This is a genomic window from Salipiger marinus, from assembly GCF_900100085.1.
GTDB lineage: Bacteria > Pseudomonadota > Alphaproteobacteria > Rhodobacterales > Rhodobacteraceae > Salipiger > Salipiger marinus.
In genome coordinates, this window is record NZ_FNEJ01000006.1 from 59,888 (window position 1) to 77,330 (window position 17,443).

At 69.1% G+C, this 17,443-nt stretch carries 16 protein-coding genes; 6 read left to right on the forward strand and 10 right to left on the reverse strand.

Going from position 1 to position 17,443, the window contains the following annotated elements; translation table 11 throughout:
- Positions 1–65: 65 nt before the first annotated feature.
- A complete protein-coding gene (gene mutY, locus BLR51_RS08110) occupies positions 66–1,121 on the reverse strand; it encodes an A/G-specific adenine glycosylase (RefSeq protein ID WP_375342680.1) in 1,056 nt (351 codons plus the stop codon).
- A gap of 86 nt (positions 1,122–1,207) precedes the next feature.
- Between mutY and BLR51_RS08115 the strand changes: the two genes are divergently transcribed.
- Positions 1,208–1,714, forward strand: coding sequence for a DUF721 domain-containing protein (locus tag BLR51_RS08115; RefSeq protein WP_089845798.1), 507 nt, complete (start codon positions 1,208–1,210; stop codon positions 1,712–1,714).
- Between the two features lie 32 nt (positions 1,715–1,746).
- Positions 1,747–2,424: a DsbA family protein gene (locus BLR51_RS08120; RefSeq protein ID WP_089845799.1), complete on the forward strand. Its 678-nt coding sequence runs from the start codon at positions 1,747–1,749 to the stop codon at positions 2,422–2,424.
- A gap of 46 nt (positions 2,425–2,470) precedes the next feature.
- Here BLR51_RS08120 and BLR51_RS08125 read toward each other — a convergent pair whose 3' ends face one another.
- Genes BLR51_RS08125 through BLR51_RS08135 form a run of 3 tightly spaced genes read right to left on the reverse strand, consistent with a single transcriptional unit; the run spans position 2,471 to position 6,188 of the window.
- Positions 2,471–4,666 (reverse strand): xanthine dehydrogenase family protein molybdopterin-binding subunit, encoded by a 2,196-nt coding sequence (locus BLR51_RS08125; protein WP_089845801.1) that lies wholly within the window; start codon positions 4,664–4,666, stop codon positions 2,471–2,473.
- The gene (locus BLR51_RS08130) at positions 4,663–5,685 is read right to left on the reverse strand and encodes an FAD binding domain-containing protein (RefSeq protein ID WP_089845803.1); all 1,023 of its coding nucleotides are present in this window, start codon (positions 5,683–5,685) and stop codon (positions 4,663–4,665) included. The genes BLR51_RS08125 and BLR51_RS08130 overlap by 4 nt, the downstream gene beginning before the upstream one ends.
- Positions 5,682–6,188: a (2Fe-2S)-binding protein gene (locus BLR51_RS08135; protein WP_089845804.1), complete on the reverse strand. Its 507-nt coding sequence runs from the start codon at positions 6,186–6,188 to the stop codon at positions 5,682–5,684. Before BLR51_RS08135 ends, BLR51_RS08130 begins: the two co-directional genes overlap by 4 nt.
- 170 nt (positions 6,189–6,358) lie before the next feature.
- Here BLR51_RS08135 and BLR51_RS08140 point away from each other — a divergent pair, with 170 nt between their 5' ends.
- Positions 6,359–7,759 (forward strand): dihydrolipoyl dehydrogenase, encoded by a 1,401-nt coding sequence (locus tag BLR51_RS08140; RefSeq protein ID WP_089845806.1) that lies wholly within the window; start codon positions 6,359–6,361, stop codon positions 7,757–7,759.
- A gap of 2 nt (positions 7,760–7,761) precedes the next feature.
- On the opposite strand, the gene BLR51_RS08145 is transcribed toward BLR51_RS08140, so the two are convergent.
- The 5 genes from BLR51_RS08145 to ubiA form a co-directional block, all read right to left on the reverse strand.
- Positions 7,762–8,817, reverse strand: a complete 1,056-nt coding sequence (locus BLR51_RS08145; protein WP_089845808.1) for a saccharopine dehydrogenase — start codon at positions 8,815–8,817, stop codon at positions 7,762–7,764.
- A 15-nt stretch (positions 8,818–8,832) separates the two neighbouring features.
- On the reverse strand, positions 8,833–9,486 hold the full coding sequence (locus BLR51_RS08150; RefSeq protein ID WP_089845810.1) for a histidine phosphatase family protein: 654 nt from the start codon (positions 9,484–9,486) through the stop codon (positions 8,833–8,835).
- Between the two features lie 35 nt (positions 9,487–9,521).
- Positions 9,522–9,854, reverse strand: a complete 333-nt coding sequence (locus BLR51_RS08155; protein ID WP_089845812.1) for a hypothetical protein — start codon at positions 9,852–9,854, stop codon at positions 9,522–9,524.
- Complete coding sequence (locus BLR51_RS08160; protein WP_089845814.1) at positions 9,851–11,773, reverse strand: OmpA family protein; 1,923 nt, start codon at positions 11,771–11,773, stop codon at positions 9,851–9,853. Before BLR51_RS08160 ends, BLR51_RS08155 begins: the two co-directional genes overlap by 4 nt.
- A gap of 62 nt (positions 11,774–11,835) precedes the next feature.
- Positions 11,836–12,804, reverse strand: coding sequence for a 4-hydroxybenzoate octaprenyltransferase (gene ubiA / locus BLR51_RS08165; protein WP_375342681.1), 969 nt, complete (start codon positions 12,802–12,804; stop codon positions 11,836–11,838).
- Positions 12,805–12,816: 12 nt separating this feature from the next.
- On the opposite strand from ubiA, the gene BLR51_RS08170 reads away from it, so the two are divergent.
- The 3 genes from BLR51_RS08170 to BLR51_RS08180 all read left to right on the forward strand — a co-directional run bounded on the left by BLR51_RS08170 (position 12,817) and on the right by BLR51_RS08180 (position 15,562).
- Complete coding sequence (locus BLR51_RS08170) at positions 12,817–13,542, forward strand: 16S rRNA (uracil(1498)-N(3))-methyltransferase (protein WP_089846111.1); 726 nt, start codon at positions 12,817–12,819, stop codon at positions 13,540–13,542.
- A 55-nt stretch (positions 13,543–13,597) separates the two neighbouring features.
- Entirely contained in the window at positions 13,598–14,125 is a 528-nt protein-coding gene (locus BLR51_RS08175; RefSeq protein WP_089845818.1) for a hypothetical protein, read from the forward strand.
- 66 nt (positions 14,126–14,191) lie between these two features.
- The gene (locus BLR51_RS08180) at positions 14,192–15,562 is read left to right on the forward strand and encodes a glutamate--cysteine ligase (RefSeq protein WP_089845820.1); all 1,371 of its coding nucleotides are present in this window, start codon (positions 14,192–14,194) and stop codon (positions 15,560–15,562) included.
- A gap of 42 nt (positions 15,563–15,604) precedes the next feature.
- On the opposite strand, the gene BLR51_RS08185 is transcribed toward BLR51_RS08180, so the two are convergent.
- Positions 15,605–17,182 carry a gamma-glutamyltransferase family protein gene (locus BLR51_RS08185; RefSeq protein ID WP_089845822.1) on the reverse strand — a complete coding sequence of 526 codons (1,578 nt, stop codon included), beginning with the start codon at positions 17,180–17,182 and terminating at the stop codon, positions 15,605–15,607.
- Between the last annotated feature and the right edge of the window lie 261 nt (positions 17,183–17,443).

A 17,443-nucleotide genomic window follows, 5' to 3' on the forward strand; every position in this document is an offset into this window, starting at 1 on the left:
TGCGACATCACCCTAGCAGGCAATGGCGCGATTTCACTGCGGCATCTCGCGCCGGTCAAGCCCGCTCAGCGCCCCACCAGCGCAAAGGCCTTGCGCATGACGGTGGGCAGCGCCTCGGGGTCAAAGGTGTCGGGCTCCACGAACATGCCGCGCGCAGGCGCGCGGTCCATGGGCACCAGGGCCGTGCGCACCACCAGCCGCAGGTGGAAATGCGTGAAGGTGTGCCGCGCCTCTTCGGACACGGTCTTCCATTCGGCGCGGATGGGCGGCGCCTCCTCGGGCGGGGTCTCGGACCAGTCGCTGCCCGGCCAGCCCAGCATCCCGCCCAGAAGCCCGCTGTCGGGGCGCTGTTCCAGCAGCCATGCGCCATCGACCCGCCGCGCCAGATAGGCGATGCCCAGCCGGGTGGGCTTGCGCTTCTTCGGGGTCTTCTTCGGCAGTTCAAGCTGGGTGCCCGCTGCCCAGGCCGCGCAGGGGCCGCGCCACGGGCAGAGCCCGCAGAGCGGATTGCGCGGCGTGCAGACCGTGGCGCCCAGATCCATCACCGCCTGCGCGTAATCGCCGGGCCGGGTCTGCGGCGTCAGGGCTGCGGCATGGGCGGTCAGCACCGGCTTGGCCTGCGGCAGCGGCATGTGTTCGTCATGAAGCCGCGCCATGACCCGTTCCACATTGCCGTCCACCACCACTTCGGGCCGGTCAAAGGCGATGGCCGCCACCGCCGCCGCCGTATAGGGCCCGATCCCCGGCAGGGCGCGCAGCCCCTCCAGCGTGTCGGGAAACACCCCGCCGTGATCGCTGGCCACGGCGCGGGCGCATTTCAGCAGGTTGCGGGCGCGGGCGTAATAGCCAAGCCCGGCCCATGCCGCCATCACCTCGGCATCCGGGGCGGCGGCCAGAGCGGTGACCGTGGGCCAGCGTGCAGTGAAGGCCAGAAAATACTCCTTCACCGCCGCGACAGTGGTCTGCTGCAGCATCACCTCGGACAGCCAGATGCGATAGGGATCCGGCACGACACCCGCCGCACGGTCGGCGGGGGACAACCGCCACGGCAGAACACGGGCATGGCGGTCATACCAGTGCAGCAGGTCGCGGGGCCTTGCCGGGTCACACACGTCTGACATTCCCTTGATCGTTTGCCACATTCCTGATTCCGGACTGGCGCCGGAAGGCGCGGTCACTAGAATAGCGTCAGGCAGAGGGATTCAAGATGGCACGGCACAAGGGCACCACCTATGGCTTCGCGCGCACCTCGGGGCTGCTGAACTCGCAGATCCGCCGGGCCAGCGAATCCCGGGGCTTTGCGCAGTCCCGGCTGCTGACCCATTGGGAGGAGATCGCGGGCGCCGACATCGCCGCCATCGCCCGCCCGGTAGAGATCAGCTATGGCCGGGGCGGCTTTGGCGCCACGCTGACCCTGCTGACCACCGGCGCGCAGGCACCGCTGCTGGAAATGCAGAAGGAACCGCTGCGCGAAAAGGTCAATGCCGTCTACGGCTACAACGCCATCGCCCGCATCCGCATCACCCAGACCGCCGCAACCGGCTTTGCCGAAGGCCGGGTGGCCTTTGGCCACGCGCCCCGCAAACCCGCCGACACCCAAGCGCCGGAAATCACCGCAGAGGCGGAGGGCGTGGCGGGGGGCATCGCCGATGACGGATTGCGGCAGGCGCTGGCGCGTCTTGCCGGCCATGTGATCGCCAAATCCCGCGGCTGAGCCGCGGCAGTTTTTACTCAAGAGGATCTCAGATGACCCGAATTCTTCCCGTTGCAGCCCTTGCGACCGCCTTCGCCCTCGGCGGCGGCTGGCTTCTGACCGGGCCCGGCCTTTCGGCCACGGGCGCCCTGCCCGGCGCTGCCGCAGCGCAGGACAGCACCGCCGAGGCCGAGGCGCCGCAGGTGATCGAGATGGTGAAGGGCGATGTCGACGCGCCGGTGGAGATGATCGAATACGCCTCCTACACCTGCCCGCACTGCGCCAGCTTCGCCACCAACGTGCTGCCGCAGATCGAGGAGAATTACATCGAGACCGGCAAGGTCAAGCTGGTCTACCGCGAGGTCTATTTCGACAAATACGGCATGTGGGCCTCGCTGGTGGCACGCTGCGGCGGGCCCGAGAAATTCTTCGGCATCACCGACATGATCTACAAGACCCAGAACGACTGGGTGCGGCAGAATTCGGATCAGGCCATTGCGGACAGCCTGCGCAAGATCGGCCTGATGGCCGGTGTGGGCCGCGACCAGCTGGATGCCTGCCTGAATGACGGCGAACAGCTGCGCACGCTGGTGGAATGGTATCAGGCCAACGCGACGCGCGACAACATCACCTCCACGCCGTCCTTCCTCATCGACGGCAAGCCCTATTCCAACATGTCCTACGAGGATTTCGCCGAAGTGCTGGACGAGCACGTCGGCGCAGCGGAATAAGACGGATCGCGCCGCGCCCGGATCGTGCCGGGCGCGGCGCCCTGCCTCAGCGTCCCGCCGCCTCCAGCGCGGCGATGACGCGGTCTGGCGTTGCGGGAATGTCGCGGATGCGCACGCCGCAGGCGTTGTGGATGGCGTTCAGCACCGCGCCCCCTGCCCCGGAAATGCCCAGTTCGCCCACGCCCTTGCTCTGCAGCGGGTTGGCGAAATCGTCGCGCTCTTCCAGAAACACCGCCTGCATGTCGCGCGGAATGTCGGCATGGGAGGCGATGTGGTAATTGGCCAGATCGCGGGTCACCACATGGCCGGTGCGCGGATCATGCGACATGTCCTCGTGCAGGGCGGATCCCACCCCCCAGATCATGCCACCCACCGCCTGAGACCGGGCGGTTTTTTCGTTCAGCACCCGGCCCATGGCAAAGGTGCCATGCATCCGGCGCACCCGCACCTCGCCGGTCCAACGATGCACCGCCACCTCGCAGAAATGCGCGCCGAACCCGGCAGAGAAATGGCTTTCCGCCGTCTTGCCGCCCTTGATCTCGGCCTCTTCCACCAGCACCTCGCCGGCCAGCAGGTCATTGATCGGCGCCTCCAGATTGGCGCCGCGCGCCAGCCCGTCCTGCAGGCTCAAATCCTCGGGCGCGCAGCCCAGCTTGGCGGCGAGCCGGTCGCGGATCTTCTTCGCGGCCAGAAACACCGCCGAGCCCGAGGAACTGGCGCCGAACGAGCCGCCAGAGCCGGAGGCGCCCGGCAGATCAGTGTCGCCCAGCTTGACCGTCACCTGCCCCGGCGGCAGGCCCAGCATTTCGGCGGCGACCTGCGTCAGCACGGCATAGGTGCCGGTGCCGATATCGGTCATGTCGGTTTCCACCACGGCACCTTCGGCAGAGAGCCGCACCCGGGCTGCGGATTTCACCAGCATGTTGGGCCGCGCCGCCGAGGCCATGCCCATGCCGATCAGCCAGTCGCCCTCCTGCCGCGCCCCCGGCGCCTGCCGGTCGGACCAGCCGAAGCTTTTTGCCCCTTCGCGCAGGCAGTCGGCCAGCGCGCGGGCGCTGAAGGGCTGTCCCGTCACCGGGTGCTGGTCGGGCAGGTTGCGCAGCCGCAGCTCCACCGGGCACATGCCCAGCGCGTCGGCAAGCTCGTCCATCGCCGCCTCGATGGCGATGACCCCCACCGCCTCGCCCGGGGCGCGGACCGAGCCAGCGCCCACGCGATGCACCCGCACCATGTCCTGCCGGAACCGCGTCGCGCGGGCGCCGTACAGAAACTGCGAGGCGCTGCTGACCGGTTCGGCAAATTCCTCTCCGGGCAGGTTCGACACCCGGTCGTCATGGCCCAGCGCCAGCAGCTTGCCTTCGGCATCGGCGGCCAGCTGCAGGTGCTGCCGCGTTTCGGTGCGGCGCAGCACGGCGTCAAACACGGTCTGCCGCGCCATGACCACACGCACCGGGCGGCCCAGTTCGCGCGCGGCCAGCGCCGCCGCCACCGCCTCGGTGCCGATGCCCAGCTTGGAGCCGAAGCCGCCGCCGACATAGGGCGCGAGGATCTGCACCTGTTCGGGCGGGATCCCCACCGCATCGGCCAGTTCCTTGCGGTTGAAACGCAGCATCTGCAGCGCGCCGCGCAGGATCAGCCGGTCGCCCTGCCATTCGGCCACGGCAGCATGCGGCTCCATCGCCGCCGACGCATGGCAGGGCGTGGTATAGACCACATCGACCTGATGCGCGGCACCGGACCATGCGGCGTTCCAGTCGCCGCTTTCGGTCGGATCCTGCGGCTCCACCTCCGTGGCATGGTCCGGGTCCACCTCTGCCGCCACGCTGTCAAAGCGCAGCTTCAGCCGCAGCGCCCCGTCGCGCGCCGCCTCGAAGGTTTCGGCCACCACCAGCGCCACCGGCTGGCCGTGATAGTCGATGCGGTCGCCCGGCTGGTCCGGCGCCTCCCCGGCCATGCCCTGCGCCGGGTTGCGCAGGAAGCGCGGGTCGCGCACCACCGCCAGCAGGCCGGGAATGTCGGCGATGCTGTCGCGGTCGATGTCGCGCAGATGGCCCCGCGTCACCGTGGCGCGCACCAGCATGCCATGCACGCAGCCCTCGGGCAGCGCGTCGGCGGTATAGGTGGCCTGACCGCTGACCTTCAGCGGGCCGTCGGGCCGGTCCATGGACGTGCCGATCACGCCCTGCCGGGTTTCGTCCAGCAGCCGGGGCTGCGGCTTGTCCATGCGGAAAGTCTGGGTCATGCGGCGTCCTTCGTGGCATCGGTGCCGATGGAGGGTTGGGCGAGCCCGGTCGCCTCGCGCAGCACCGCAACCAGCGTGCGGCGCAGCAGCGGGCGCTTGAACTCGGTATCGGGATTGGGCGCGGGATCGGCGGTCAGCCGCTGCGCCACCTCGCGGAACAGCGCCTCGTCGGGCGTTTTGCCATGCAGCATCGCCTCAAGCCCCGCATCGCGCCACGGGCGCGGCGCCACGCCGCCAAAGGCCAGCGCCGCCTGTCCGATGCGGCCCTGATCCATGCGGATCACGGCAGCCACCGACACCAGCGCAAAGGCATAGGAGGCGCGGTCGCGCAGCTTGCGATAGGCCTGCACCGATCCCGCCACCGGCGCGGGCAGGATCACCGCCGTGATAAGGTCATCTGCGGCGAGCGTGGTTTCCAGATCGGGGCGGTCGCCCGGCAGGCGGTAAAGCTCGTCCAGAGCCAGCCGACGCAAGCCGCCATCGCGGCTGCGCACCTCCACCTCGGCGTCAAGCGCGCGCAGCGCCACCGCCATGTCGGAAGGATGCGCGGCAAGACAGGCGTCCGAGGTGCCGAAGATTGCCAGCATCCGCCCCACGCCGCCCTGTGCCGCGCAGCCCGCGCCGGGCTCGCGCTTGCTGCAGGCCATCGCCGGGTCATAGAAATACGGGCAGCGGGTGCGCTGCAGCAGGTTGCCGCCGGTGGTCGCCTTGTTGCGGATCTGCCCCGACGCGCCAGAGAGCAGCGCGCGGGACAGCAGCGGATAGCGCGCGCGGATGCGCGGATCGGCGGCAAGGTCGGAATTGCGCACCAGGGCGCCAAGGCGCAGGCCCTCACCCTCGGGCTCGATGGCGTCCAGACCGGGCAGGCGCGTGATGTCCACCACCCGTTCGGGGGTCATGACCTGCAGTTTCATCAGATCAAGCAGGTTGGTGCCGCCCGCGATCACGCTGGCGGCAGGATCCAGTGCGGCGGCAGCCTGATCGAGGCTTTCGGCGCGGGTGTAGTCAAACGCTCTCATGACCGCTCTCCCTTCGCGCCAAGGCTGATCGCCTCGCGGATGAATGGATAGGCGGCGCAGCGGCAGAGATTGCCGCTCATCCGTTCGGCGATTTCGGCATCATCGGCGCTGACCTGCGCCAGATCGGGTGAGGCATGCGAGGGATCGCCGCGCGCCAGTTCCTCCAGCATGCCGGTGGCCGACATGATCTGCCCAGAAGTGCAGAAGCCGCACTGATAGCCGTCGCAGGACACGAAGGCCTGCTGCAGCGGCGACAGCGCGCCGGGCTCGCCCAGACCTTCGATGGTGGTGATCTCGTCGCCGTCATGCATGGCAGCCAGCGTCAGGCAGGCATTGATGCGGCGACCGTTGACCAGCACGGTGCAGGCGCCGCACTGGCCATGATCGCAGCCTTTCTTGGTGCCGGTCAGGCGCAGGCTGTCGCGCAGGGCGTCCAGCAGCGTGGTGCGTGGGTCATGGTCCACGCTCCGCGTGTGACCGTTCACTGTCAGGGTAGTCTGCATGGGAACTCCGTGGCTGGGGGGCGCGCAGCGGCCCGGGCTTTGATGTCCAACAGCCCCGAACGCCCCGAGGTTCCCGCCGCCGCGACGGAACCCGGGACGCGGCGGCTTGGTTGAGGATGCGGCGGGCGGACGACAGGCGCGCGCCGCAACGCACCCGAAAGGACAGGAATATGACCGATCTCAGCTGCGACGTGGCCATTCTGGGCGCGGGCACCGCCGGGCTTGCCGCCGAACGCAGCGCGCGCAAGGCAGGCGCGCGGACCCTGCTGATCGACCCCTATTTCGCGGGCACGGTCTGCGCCACGGTGGGCTGCATGCCGTCCAAGCTGCTGATCGCCGCCGGCAATGCCGCCCATGGCGTGCGGCTGGCGCCGGAATTCGGGGTCATGACCCAGCCGCCGCTGATCGACGGCGCAGCGGTGATGGCCCGCGTCCGCGCGCTGCGCGACGATTTTGTTGCCAGCACCAAGGAGGGGTTCGAGTCCCTGCCCGAAGGCACCTGCGTGCAGTCCCGCGCCCGGTTCACCGCGCCGGGCGAGCTGGTGCTGGAGGATGGCCGCCGCGTCACCGCCCGCGCCGTGGTGCTGGCCACCGGGTCGGCGCCGGTGGTGCCCGGCCCGTTCAAGGATTTGGGCGACCGGGTGCTGACCAACCAGACGGTGTTCGACCTGCCCGATCTGCCGAAGCGGCTGGCGGTGATCGGCGCCGGGCCCATCGGGCTGGAACTGGCGCAGGCCATGGCGCGGCTCGGGGTCGAGGTGACGCTCTTCGATCATGCCGACCGGCTGGGCGGGCTTGCCGACGATGCCGTGCACGAGGCGCTGCTGACCACCCTGCGCCGCGAGATGGTGCTGCATTTGGGCACCAAGGCCACGCCCGAGGATGCGGGCGAGGCCGTGCGGCTTAGCTGGGAGGGCGGATCTGCGGAGTTCGACCGCGTGCTGCTTGCCGCCGGGCGCCCGCCGAATGTCCGGGATCTGGGGCTGGAGGCGGCGGGGCTGACGCTGGACGATCATGGCGTGCCGGTCTTTGACCGCGAAACCCTGCAATGCGGCGAGGCGCCGGTCTTCATCGCGGGGGATGCCAATGCCGACCGTCCGGTGCTGCACGAAGCCTCTGCCGAGGGCGCCATTGCCGGGCGCAACGCGGTGGCATGGCCTGCGGTGGTGCGCTCCGCGCGCATGGTGCCGTCCAGCATGATCTTCACCGACCCGCCGGTGGTGCAGGTGGGCCGTGCGCCGCAGGGCGAGGCGCTGACCGGGCGGTCGGATTACGGCGATCAGGGCCGCGCCCGGGTGGAGGCGCGCGGCCACGGGCAGGTGCTGCTGCAGGCCGCCGCCCCCGACGGGCGCCTGACCGGGGCCGAAATCTGCGCGCCCGGGGGCGAACATCTGGGTCATCTGCTGGCTTGGGCGATCACCGAAGGCCACACCGCCTCGGATCTGCTGTCGCGCCCGTTCTACCATCCGACGCTGGAAGAGGGCCTGCGCAACGCGCTGCGCGACATCTGCCGCGCCACCTCGCGCCCGCTGCCCGGCGATCAGGACGAAGGCGCCCCGCCGGGCGGCTGAGTTTACAGCCGGTTGGCCAGATAGTCGCGGAAGACCGTGGCCGCCCGGCCCCAGACGCCCGCATCCAGCTGATCCAGCGCCAGCAGATGCGGCAGAAGCTGGGCGGCAAAATCCTCGGAGCTTTCGCGCGGCAGCAGCGAGGGCAGGTTGTCGATGGCCATGACATCCAGCACCGGCGTCTCATGGGTGCGGATCACCGGCGCCTGCCAGTCGGTGACGCGGTCATAGACCTTGACCGGGGAAAAATCGCTGTCGGGATCGCAGGCAATGTCGCCGATGACGCGCAGCCGCCGCTCTGCCTGCCGCGCCTCGGCGGGCACAAAGACCGGCGTGCCGGGCCGCGCGAGGATGCAGTTGAAAAACACCTCATGCGCCAGCACCTCGGGGAAGGGTCCGCCATGCGCGGTTTCGGCCATGTCCCATTGCGTGACCTCCACCCCCGACTTCGCACAAAGATCGGTGGCGCCGGTGCCGACACGCCCCAGCGCCCCGATGACCAGCGCGCGCGGACGGCTGCCCGTGGCATCCAGCTCGTCGCGCACCGCAGCTTCCATCGCGCCCGCATCGGCCCAGACCGACACCGGCGGGCAGATGCCGCCCCGCGCCTGCGCCGCCCATGCCAGCAGCGTCACCGCCGCCCCGGCATAGCCCGCCCAGTAGCCAAACGCCGCGACCCGGCGGCCCTGCGCATCGGTGAGATATTCCAGATCGTAAAGCGTGCCGCCCCCCGCGTGGAAGCGGCGCAGCAGCACCTGCCCGGCGGGCTGGCCCTTGAAGCCATGACCAAACATGATGTGGCGGTGGCGCAGCGGCGTGCCATCCTCGGGCAGTTCCTTCAGCCCGAAGATCAGCGCCTCGGCGGGGGCTGCGGGCCAGCTGCCTTCGGGGGCGATCTCCGCCCCGGCGGCGCGGTAGCCGGCAGTGGCGATGGCGCGGGCGCCGCTGTCCTCGACCGTGACCCGCATCCCCAACGCCCGCAGCGCCGCCACACCTTCGGGGGTGATCCCCACCCGCTGCTCGTTGGCGCGGGGTTCGGCGCGCACCCACAGATGTGTCATGGTTCCGTCAGATCCTCAGAGATGGGTGCGCATCAGCGCGCGGTCAGGGCTTTCCAGATGCGGCACCGCGTTGAACAGCGTCAGCGCAAGCCCGGTGGGCAGCGGCTGGAACCGGTGCAGCGAGGAGTTTTCGACCGCGATGCAGGCATGGGCCAGCGCCTGCATTTCCAGCCCCATGGTCACCCGCATCGCCATGCCGATCAGCCCGCCCGAGGTGATGGCGATGGCGCGCCCCTCTCCCGCCGCGATCTCGGCCAGCACGTCGCGCACGCGGGCCTCGAAATCGGCGAAGGTTTCCGGGGCACCCTCCAGCCGGTCCTCGCGCCAGTAGCTGAACACGCGCGGCAGATGCAGCACAAAGGCTTCGCGGTCCACCGGCATGGCGACGCCGTGCTGGGTTTCCAGAAGCTGCGCCATGGTGAAATATTCCAGCTCGTTCAGCCGGGGGTCGCGCACCACCTCCAGATCCAAGGCCATTTCGCGCGCGGTTTCCACATGGCGTTCCAGCGTGCCGCAATAGGCGCGGGCAAACACCTCGCCCGTGGCGCGCAGATGGTCGCCCAGCCAGCGCGCCTGCTGGCGGCCCAGATCGCTCAGCTGGTCATAGCTTGCTTCGTCGCGGGCGTGGGTATTGGCCTGCCCGTGGCGCACCAGCGTGACAAAAGACATCCGTGTTCCGTTCCTGATCGGTCGGCGCCGCGCGGTCAGGCGGTGCCGGTATGGTGACGTTCTATCCAGCTGCGCAGATCCTCGGCCTCGTGCCGGGCCTCGCGCAGCCCTTCCATGGCGGCAGACAGCTCCGCCTCGGTCTGGGCCAGCTGGTTGGTCAGTTCCGCTTCGCGCTGCTGCAGATAGGTGATGGCCTGATCGCGGGTTTCTTCCGCCTCGTGCAGTTCCTGACTCATCTTTTCAAGCTGGTCCACATCGGCCTGAGAGACCCGTTTGAAGCGATGGATCAGCCAGTTGGCGAACCAGCCCGTGCAGAAGGCCACAAAGAGAATGATCGCCGTTGCGATGATGAATTCGGTGCGGTTCATTCCCCGGTCCCTTCTTCCGGCGCGTCAGGTTCTGCCTCTGCCGCGCCGTCCCCGTCTTCTGCGTCCGCTTCCGTTTCCTCCACCGCGTCCGTTTCGTCAACCGCCGGTTCGGCTTCGATCAGCTTGAACTCGATCCGGCGGTTGGATTCGCGGCCCTCTTCGGTGCCGTTATCCGCGATCGGCTGGGTCTCGCCATAGCCGGTCACGGTATAGCCCGCCACCAGCACCCGGCGGTTGCGCAGCGCGTCCAGCACCGACTGCGCCCGGCTCTGGCTCAGCTGCTGGTTCATCTCGTCGCGGCCCTGACTGTCGGTATGGCCCTGAATTTCCAGCGGGATGTCCCCGCACAGCTGCAGCAGCTCCGCGATGTCATCCATGATGTCCTTGGCCGAGGCATCCAGCGTGGCCGATCCCGGCTCGAAGCTGATCTTGCGGTCGCCGATGATGCCGGTGATCTGCGCCACACATTCCTCGGGGGTGGGAATGCCCAGCGTCGGGTCCAGCTTTTCGTCATAGGTCACGGCGATGTCGAACTCCTCGGCATCGCCCAGCTTGTCGAGCAGCAGCGCGGCAATGTCGGCGCTGGCTTCGGAATTGCCGGTCGTGCCGCGCACCTCGATCAGGTCGGGGGTGACGCGCACCGACCCGTTGGCAAGCGATCCCAGCGCCTCCAGCCCGGCCAGAACCCGCGCGGGCCAGTTGGCGGGCAGTCCCTCCACCACGCGGGCGGCGGTATAGACCGCGCCCGAGCCGAACCGCGCCTTGGCGAAGCTGTCGGCGGTCTGGCGGGTCAGGTCGGAATTGATCCGCCCGCGCAGCTGCACCCCGCCTTCGGGGCTGAGCGTGGCGGTGAATTCCGGCGGGCCCTGTTCGGCGGCCTCGGGCGGCTGCGGCAGATCGGCATGCAGCACGAACACGTCCGGCAGGCCGTTTTCCAGCTCGCCCACCACGCGGTCGAACAGCCCCTGATCGGTGCCCTCCACCGCCAGCAGCGCCACATCGGCGTTGGAAAAGGTGATGGAGCCGCCGCCCAGTTCCGCAACACCCGCGATGCCGCGCGCCGCCGCCTCGCCCCAGCGGCTGGAGGGCACGCCCAGACCCAGACGGCAGGTGGCCTCCCCGGCCACGCCCGCCTTTTTCGCAGCGGCAAGGATCTGGTCCCGCGCCTCTTCGGTATCGGCGGAACAGGCATCAAGCCGCGCGCCGCCCTCGTCGATCACGAAGCGCAGGGTGAAGGGGCTGATGACCGGACGCGGCGCCGACAGATCCAGCGTCAGCGCCACCGCTTCGGGCAGGCGGCGGCGCAGATCCGCCTCGATCCGGCGGCGGTCCTCCTCGCTTTCGGTCATGGCCTTGATATGCACCTGACCCGCCGCGACCGACACCTTGGACCGGGGCAGATCGCGCAGCGCCCGCTGCGCGAAGGTCACGGCATCCCGCCAGCCGTCGGGGGCGGGAAACTCCGCCTCCTCCAGCAGGTCCGACACCTGCGCCGTCTCGCCCGCCATATCGGCGAACCCCGCCATCAGCCGGTCGCGATCCGAGGAGGAGGGCACCAGCCCGATCACCGAGATCCCCGCATCGTTGCGCAGGATCTCCATGGAAAAGCGCGGCGGCGCCAGATCGTCGCCCTCGGCCACCAGCATCTGGTCGATGACCCGCGCCGAATCCACCACCGATCCCGCGACGGTCATGGCGCGGAACCGCGCGGCCTCGTCCGGGGCGGTGCCGATCAGGAAGACCTGCAATCCGTTGACATCGACCTCCGCCCAGTCCTGTCCGTCGCGGGTCAGCGCCGAGGCGACGCTGTCGCGTGAATTGTCCTCGACAAGGCGGACGGAAAAGAACGCCGCCACCACGCACAGCAGCGCTGCGGCGAGAAGGGCGGCAATGGGAATGAGCAGCCGTGAAAGGCGCATGGGCGCGTCGCTTTCCTAAAATTCATCCAAGGTCTGATAGGGCGCGGTCCGCCCCTGCGCAATCACGCCACCAGCGCGGTGGCGAAAAACAGCACAGGCAGCAGGCCCGCATCGCGGTTTGAACGGAAGAGCCGCAGAAGTCCGTCGTTATCCGTCACGTTGAGTCGCCGCAGCTGCCACATCATGTGCCAGCCCATGGCCCATGGCCCGCCCGCCAGCAGCACCAGCTGCAGAATCTCGCCCCGGGGGGCGGCCAGCACCACGGCGAGCCCCATCAGCGCCACCGTGGCCACCAGAAACCGGGCAAGCCATGCGGGGGTGCGGTCATCGCCAAAAAGCCGCGCGGTGGATTTGACCCCGATCAGCGCGTCGTCTTCCTTGTCCTGATGGGCATAGATCGTGTCGTAGAACAGCGTCCACGCCATGCCCGCCAGATAAAGGATCACCGCAGGCCAGCCAAGGCTGCCGCTATGCGCGGTCCAGCCCAGCAGCGCCCCCCAGTTGAAGGCGATGCCCAGAAACACCTGCGGCCACCATGTAAACCGCTTGGCAAAGGGATAGATGGCCACCGGCAGCAGCGACACCACCCCCAGCAGAATCGCCATGGGCGGGAAGGTCAGCAGGATGGCCAGCGCCACAAGGCACTGCGCCACGACCCAGAGCAGCGCGCCCTTGGCGCTGACCTGACCGGAGGGAATGGGCCGCGAGGCGGTGCGCGCCACCTTGCCGTCGATATGGCGGTCGGTGATGTCGTTCCATGTGCAGCCCGCACCCCGCATCAGAAAGGCGCCCAGCCCGCAGCCCGCAAAGATCCACAGGTCGAACCAGCGCGCCTGCCCGTCCGCCACCATGGCCAGCAGCAGCCCCCACCAGCAGGGCAGCAGCAGCAGCCAAGTGCCGATGGGCCGGTCGGCGCGGCTGAGCCGCAGATAGGGCCGCGCCCAGCTTGGCGCGCGGTGGTCGACCCAGTTGCCGCGCACGGCATCGGAAACATGGCCCGCGGGATCTGGCGCTGGTCTGGGTTGGGTCATATGGTCTGCCTCATGGAAGCCAAGGTTCGACTGTTTGTAGATCACCCGCTGGGCGCGGGACAACCTGTCCCCCTGACACGGGAGCAGGCACATTATCTCTTTTCCGTGATGCGGCTTGGTCCCGGGGCCGCCATAGCGCTGTTCAACGGGCGCGATGGCGAATGGCGGGCCGAGGTCGAGGAGGCGGGAAAACGCGGCGGCACGCTGCTCTGCGCCAACCAGACCCGGGTGCAGGGCACGCCGCCCGACCTGTGGCTGATCTTTGCCCCGATCAAGAAAGCCCGCACCGATTTCATCGTGGAAAAGGCGGTGGAGCTGGGGGTGCGGCGGATTCTGCCGGTGCAGACCGAATTCACAAATTCCGAACGTATCCGGCAGGACCGGCTGCAGGCCCATGCGGTGGAGGCGGCGGAGCAATGCGGCGCCACCTTCGTGCCAGAGGTGGCCGATCTGGTCCGGCTCGACCGGCTGCTGGCCGACTGGCCCGACCGCGCGCTGGTGTTCTGCGACGAGAAACAGGCGGGCGCGGGTGATCCCGGCGCGGCACTTGCGCGCAGCCCCGCCCCCGCCGCCGTGCTGATCGGCCCCGAGGGCGGATTTTCCGACAGCGAACGCGCCCGGCTGCACGCGATGGAGCGGGCGCAGGCCATCGCCCTTGGCCCGCGGATCCTGCGCGCCGACACCGCCGCCGTGGCGGCCCTGACGCTGTGGCAGGCGCAGTGCGGAGACTGGCAATGACCCGCGCCGCCAGAGGTTTCGCCGCAGGCGCGCCCACACGGGCAGGAGCAGAGGCATGAGCTTTCTTCGGCCCGAAGCCCGCGCGCAGATCCATCGCTGGCGCGAGGTGCTGGCGGGGGCGGCGGTGACGCTGCTGGGGCTTTACTGGGCGATCTTCACCGGCGGGCTGCTGGCATGGATCGGCTGGGTGGTGGTGGCGCTTGGCGCCGTGCTGCTGGTGGCCGGGGTGCAGCGGGCACGCTTCCGCATCGGCACCGGCGGGCCGGGCGTGGTGCAGGTGCTGGAGGGGCGGATCGCCTATTTCGGCCCGCTGACCGGCGGGGTCGCGGATCTGGACCGGCTGGACCGGCTGATGCTCGATCCGTCCGCCCGGCCACCGCACTGGCTGCTGCGCAGCGATGACGGCACCACGCTGGCCATTCCGCTGACCGCCGAAGGGGCGGACCAGCTTTTCGACGCCTTTGCCACCCTGCCCGACCTGCGCACCGAACGCATGCTGGCCCTGATGCAGAAACCGGGCGCGGGTCCGGTGATGATCTGGCAGGCGCCGCGCGCCGCGGCTGCCGCCCTCCGTCTGCATTGACAAGGTCGGTCATTCTGACCATCCCTGAGCGCCGAACCCACCGGCAGCCAGATCGGAGCCTTCCTTATGTCCATCCCTCAAACCGGCGGCGGGCCGATCGAGCATCAGACACAGCTGGCGGAATATCTCGCCTCGGGCTGCAAGCCCAAATCCGACTGGCGCATCGGCACGGAACACGAAAAATTCGGCTATCTGACCGACACCCACGCGCCGCTGCCCTATGAGGGGCCGCGGTCGATCCTTGCCGTGCTTGAAGGCCTGCGCGACCGTTTCGGCTGGGCCGAGGTGCGCGAGGCGGGCAAGCTGATCGGGCTGACCAAGGGCGATGCCAATGTCTCGCTGGAGCCGGGTGGCGCGCTGGAACTGTCCGGCGCCCCGCTGGAGACCATCCACCAGACCTGCGACGAGGTGAACGAACACCTGCGCGAGGTGAAGGGCATCGCCGACGAGATCGGCGTGGGCTTCATCGGGCTGGGCGCCGCGCCGGAATGGCATCACGACGACATGCCGCTGATGCCCAAGGGCCGCTACAAGCTGATGGACAGCTATATGGGCAAGGTCGGCACGCTGGGCCGGGTGATGATGCGCCGCACCTGCACCGTGCAGGTGAACCTCGATTTCGGGTCAGAGGCCGACATGGTGCAGAAGCTGCGCGTGGCGCTGGCGCTGCAGCCGGTGGCCACGGCGCTTTTTGCCAATTCGCCGTTCTTCGAAGGCAAGCCCAACGGCATGAAGAGCTTCCGCGGCGCGGTCTGGCGCGATCTGGACGGCGCGCGCACCGGCATGCTGCCCTTCGTGTTCGAGGACGGTTTCGGCTTTGAACGCTATGTGGATTACGCGCTCGATGTGCCGATGTATTTTGTCTACCGCAACGGCGAGTATATCGACGCGCTCGGCCAGTCCTTCCGCGATTTCCTGAAGGGCGAACTGCCTGCCCTGCCGGGCGAGATGCCCACCCTGTCGGACTGGGCCGACCATCTGACCACCATCTTCCCCGAAGCGCGCCTGAAGAAATTCATCGAGATGCGCGGCGCCGATGGCGGGCCGTGGCGCAGGCTCTGCGCGCTGCCCGCGCTGTGGGTTGGCCTGACCTACGATCAGGGCGCGCTGGATGCGGCATGGGATCTGGTCAAGGGCTGGGATGCGCAGACCCGCGACGCGCTGCGCGTCGCCGCCTCGACCGACGGGCTGCAGGCGCAGGTGGGCAACATCAACATGCACGATCTGGCGCGCGAGGTGCTGGCCATCGCCGAAGCGGGGCTCACCTCGCGGGCCTGCCCCGGCGCGGGCGGGCTTCTGCCTGACGAGACCCATTTCCTCAACGCGCTGAAGGAAAGCGTGGACAGCGGCAAGACCGCCGCCGACGAACTGCTGGAGCATTATCACGGCGACTGGCAGGGCGATCTGTCCCGCATCTACGGCGCCTACAGCTACTGAGCCTTGCGGGGGCGCCTCGCTGCGCCCCCGGCACCCTCCCGGTCAGTAGCCGATGGCGCAGCCATCCTTGCGCGGGTCGGAGGCGCCTTCCAGCACGCCGCTGTCATGGATCAGGATGGCCTGCGCCCCGCCGATGGGCGATGCGGGCTCGCGCAGGTCATGCCCCATCTCCGCCAGCGCCGCGCGCACCTCGGGCCGGTAGCCGCGTTCCAGCTCCAGCCCACCCGCCGTGGCAAAGCTGCGCGGCGCGTCCAGCGCGCTTTGCGGATCCATGCCAAAATCGGTCAGGTTCGACATCACCCGCGCATGGCCATTGGGCTGATACTGCCCGCCCATCACGCCAAAGGGCATGGTCACGCGCCCGCCCTCGGCCAGCATGGCGGGAATGATCGTGTGCATGGGGCGCGCACCGCCGCGCATCTCGTTCGGATGGCCCTCGGCCAGCGTGAAGCCCGCGCCCCGGTTCTGGAACAGGATGCCGAATTTTTCGGATGCGATGCCCGATCCGAAGCCGTGGAAGATCGAATAGATCAGCGACACCGCCATGCGGTCACGATCCACCACGGTGATGTAGATCGTGTCCTTGTGCACCGCCTCGCTCAGTTCCGCGGGCGCGGCCATGGCGCGTCTGGGATCGATCAGCGCGGCAAGCTGGTCGGCCAGATCATCGCTCAGCAGCCGGTCAAGCTTGGTCATGTGATCGGCATCGGCCAGAAAGCGGTTGCGCGCGTCATAGGCCAGCTTCGCCGCCTCCGCCTCCAGATGGGCGCGCTCGGCGCCGAAGGGATCAAGGGCGGCAATGTCGAACCGCTTGAGGATGTTGAGCAGCAGGATCGCCGTCACCCCCTGCCCGTTCGGCGCATGTTCCAGCAGCGTCTGGCCCTGATACTGGCCAGAGATCGGCGCGCCAAACGTGCAGCGCATGGCGGCAAAATCCTCTGCCTCGTGCAGCCCGCCCAGCGCCTGCAGCGTGGCCAGCATGTCCTCGGCCACCTCGCCTTCGTAGAACCCGGCGCGCCCGTCGCGCGCGATGCGGCGCAGCACCTCGGCCTGACCGGGCAGGCGGAAGATGTCGCCGACCCGGGGCACGCGGCCATCCTGCAGGAAATGCCGCCGTGCCGCGCCCTGCAGCACGCCGTGATCGGCCTGCCAGTCAAAGGCGACGCGCGGCGCCACCGGCACACCCTCCTCCATATAGGCGATGGCGGGGGCAAGGCTGTCGGCCAGCCCCAGCTTCCCCCAGCGCTCGGACATGGTGCAGAAGGCGTCGACGGCCCCGGGCAGCGTCACCGCCTCCGGCCCGTAGAGCGGCACGGTGGAAAGCCCGCGCGCGCGCAGATCGGCGGCCTGCGCCGCCTTGGGCGCCCGGCCCGAGCCGTTGACCGCGACCACCTCGGCCCCCGGCGCCGGAGAGATCAGCGCAAAACAGTCGCCGCCGATGCCGGTCATCTGCGGTTCGGCCAGCCCCAGCAGCACCGCGCCCGCAATCGCCGCATCAACCGCATTGCCGCCCTGCTTGAGGATGGACACCGCCGCCTCTGCGGCCAGCGGATGGGATGTGGCGCAGATGCCGTTCCGGGCATAGACGGCCGACCGGCCGGGCAGCTGAAAATCGCGCATGGTCTGATGATCCCCCCTGTGATGTCGGCGCGAGCATAGGCAGGGCCGGGGCGGGGTCAATCTGGCTTCGTCTGGATCAGTGGCTGCAGACCTCGGTGCCACACTCCAGGTGGGGGCTGAATTGGTGTGGCACCGAGGGAAGCCAGTTGCAGCTACCCTCTCTGTATGGCCGGTCTTCGGGGCGAAAATGCGGAGCTTTCGCGGTCTTTGCGGGGCAGGTCCGTCCCGGTCGCAGCCCCGCGAATCAAAAAACGCGCCGCT

Bases quoted from the DNA above. Each gene is read 5' to 3' on its own strand.
- mutY (WP_375342680.1), bottom strand. From the start codon at position 1,121: ATGTCAGACGTGTGTGACCCGGCAAGGCCCCGCGACCTGCTGCACTGG.
- BLR51_RS08115 (WP_089845798.1), top strand. From the start codon at position 1,208: ATGGCACGGCACAAGGGCACCACCTATGGCTTCGCGCGCACCTCGGGG.
- BLR51_RS08120 (WP_089845799.1), top strand. From the start codon at position 1,747: ATGACCCGAATTCTTCCCGTTGCAGCCCTTGCGACCGCCTTCGCCCTC.
- BLR51_RS08125 (WP_089845801.1), bottom strand. From the start codon at position 4,666: ATGACCCAGACTTTCCGCATGGACAAGCCGCAGCCCCGGCTGCTGGAC.
- BLR51_RS08130 (WP_089845803.1), bottom strand. From the start codon at position 5,685: ATGAGAGCGTTTGACTACACCCGCGCCGAAAGCCTCGATCAGGCTGCC.
- BLR51_RS08135 (WP_089845804.1), bottom strand. From the start codon at position 6,188: ATGCAGACTACCCTGACAGTGAACGGTCACACGCGGAGCGTGGACCAT.
- BLR51_RS08140 (WP_089845806.1), top strand. From the start codon at position 6,359: ATGACCGATCTCAGCTGCGACGTGGCCATTCTGGGCGCGGGCACCGCC.
- BLR51_RS08145 (WP_089845808.1), bottom strand. From the start codon at position 8,817: ATGACACATCTGTGGGTGCGCGCCGAACCCCGCGCCAACGAGCAGCGG.
- BLR51_RS08150 (WP_089845810.1), bottom strand. From the start codon at position 9,486: ATGTCTTTTGTCACGCTGGTGCGCCACGGGCAGGCCAATACCCACGCC.
- BLR51_RS08155 (WP_089845812.1), bottom strand. From the start codon at position 9,854: ATGAACCGCACCGAATTCATCATCGCAACGGCGATCATTCTCTTTGTG.
- BLR51_RS08160 (WP_089845814.1), bottom strand. From the start codon at position 11,773: ATGCGCCTTTCACGGCTGCTCATTCCCATTGCCGCCCTTCTCGCCGCA.
- ubiA (WP_375342681.1), bottom strand. From the start codon at position 12,804: ATGACCCAACCCAGACCAGCGCCAGATCCCGCGGGCCATGTTTCCGAT.
- BLR51_RS08170 (WP_089846111.1), top strand. From the start codon at position 12,817: ATGGAAGCCAAGGTTCGACTGTTTGTAGATCACCCGCTGGGCGCGGGA.
- BLR51_RS08175 (WP_089845818.1), top strand. From the start codon at position 13,598: ATGAGCTTTCTTCGGCCCGAAGCCCGCGCGCAGATCCATCGCTGGCGC.
- BLR51_RS08180 (WP_089845820.1), top strand. From the start codon at position 14,192: ATGTCCATCCCTCAAACCGGCGGCGGGCCGATCGAGCATCAGACACAG.
- BLR51_RS08185 (WP_089845822.1), bottom strand. From the start codon at position 17,182: ATGCGCGATTTTCAGCTGCCCGGCCGGTCGGCCGTCTATGCCCGGAAC.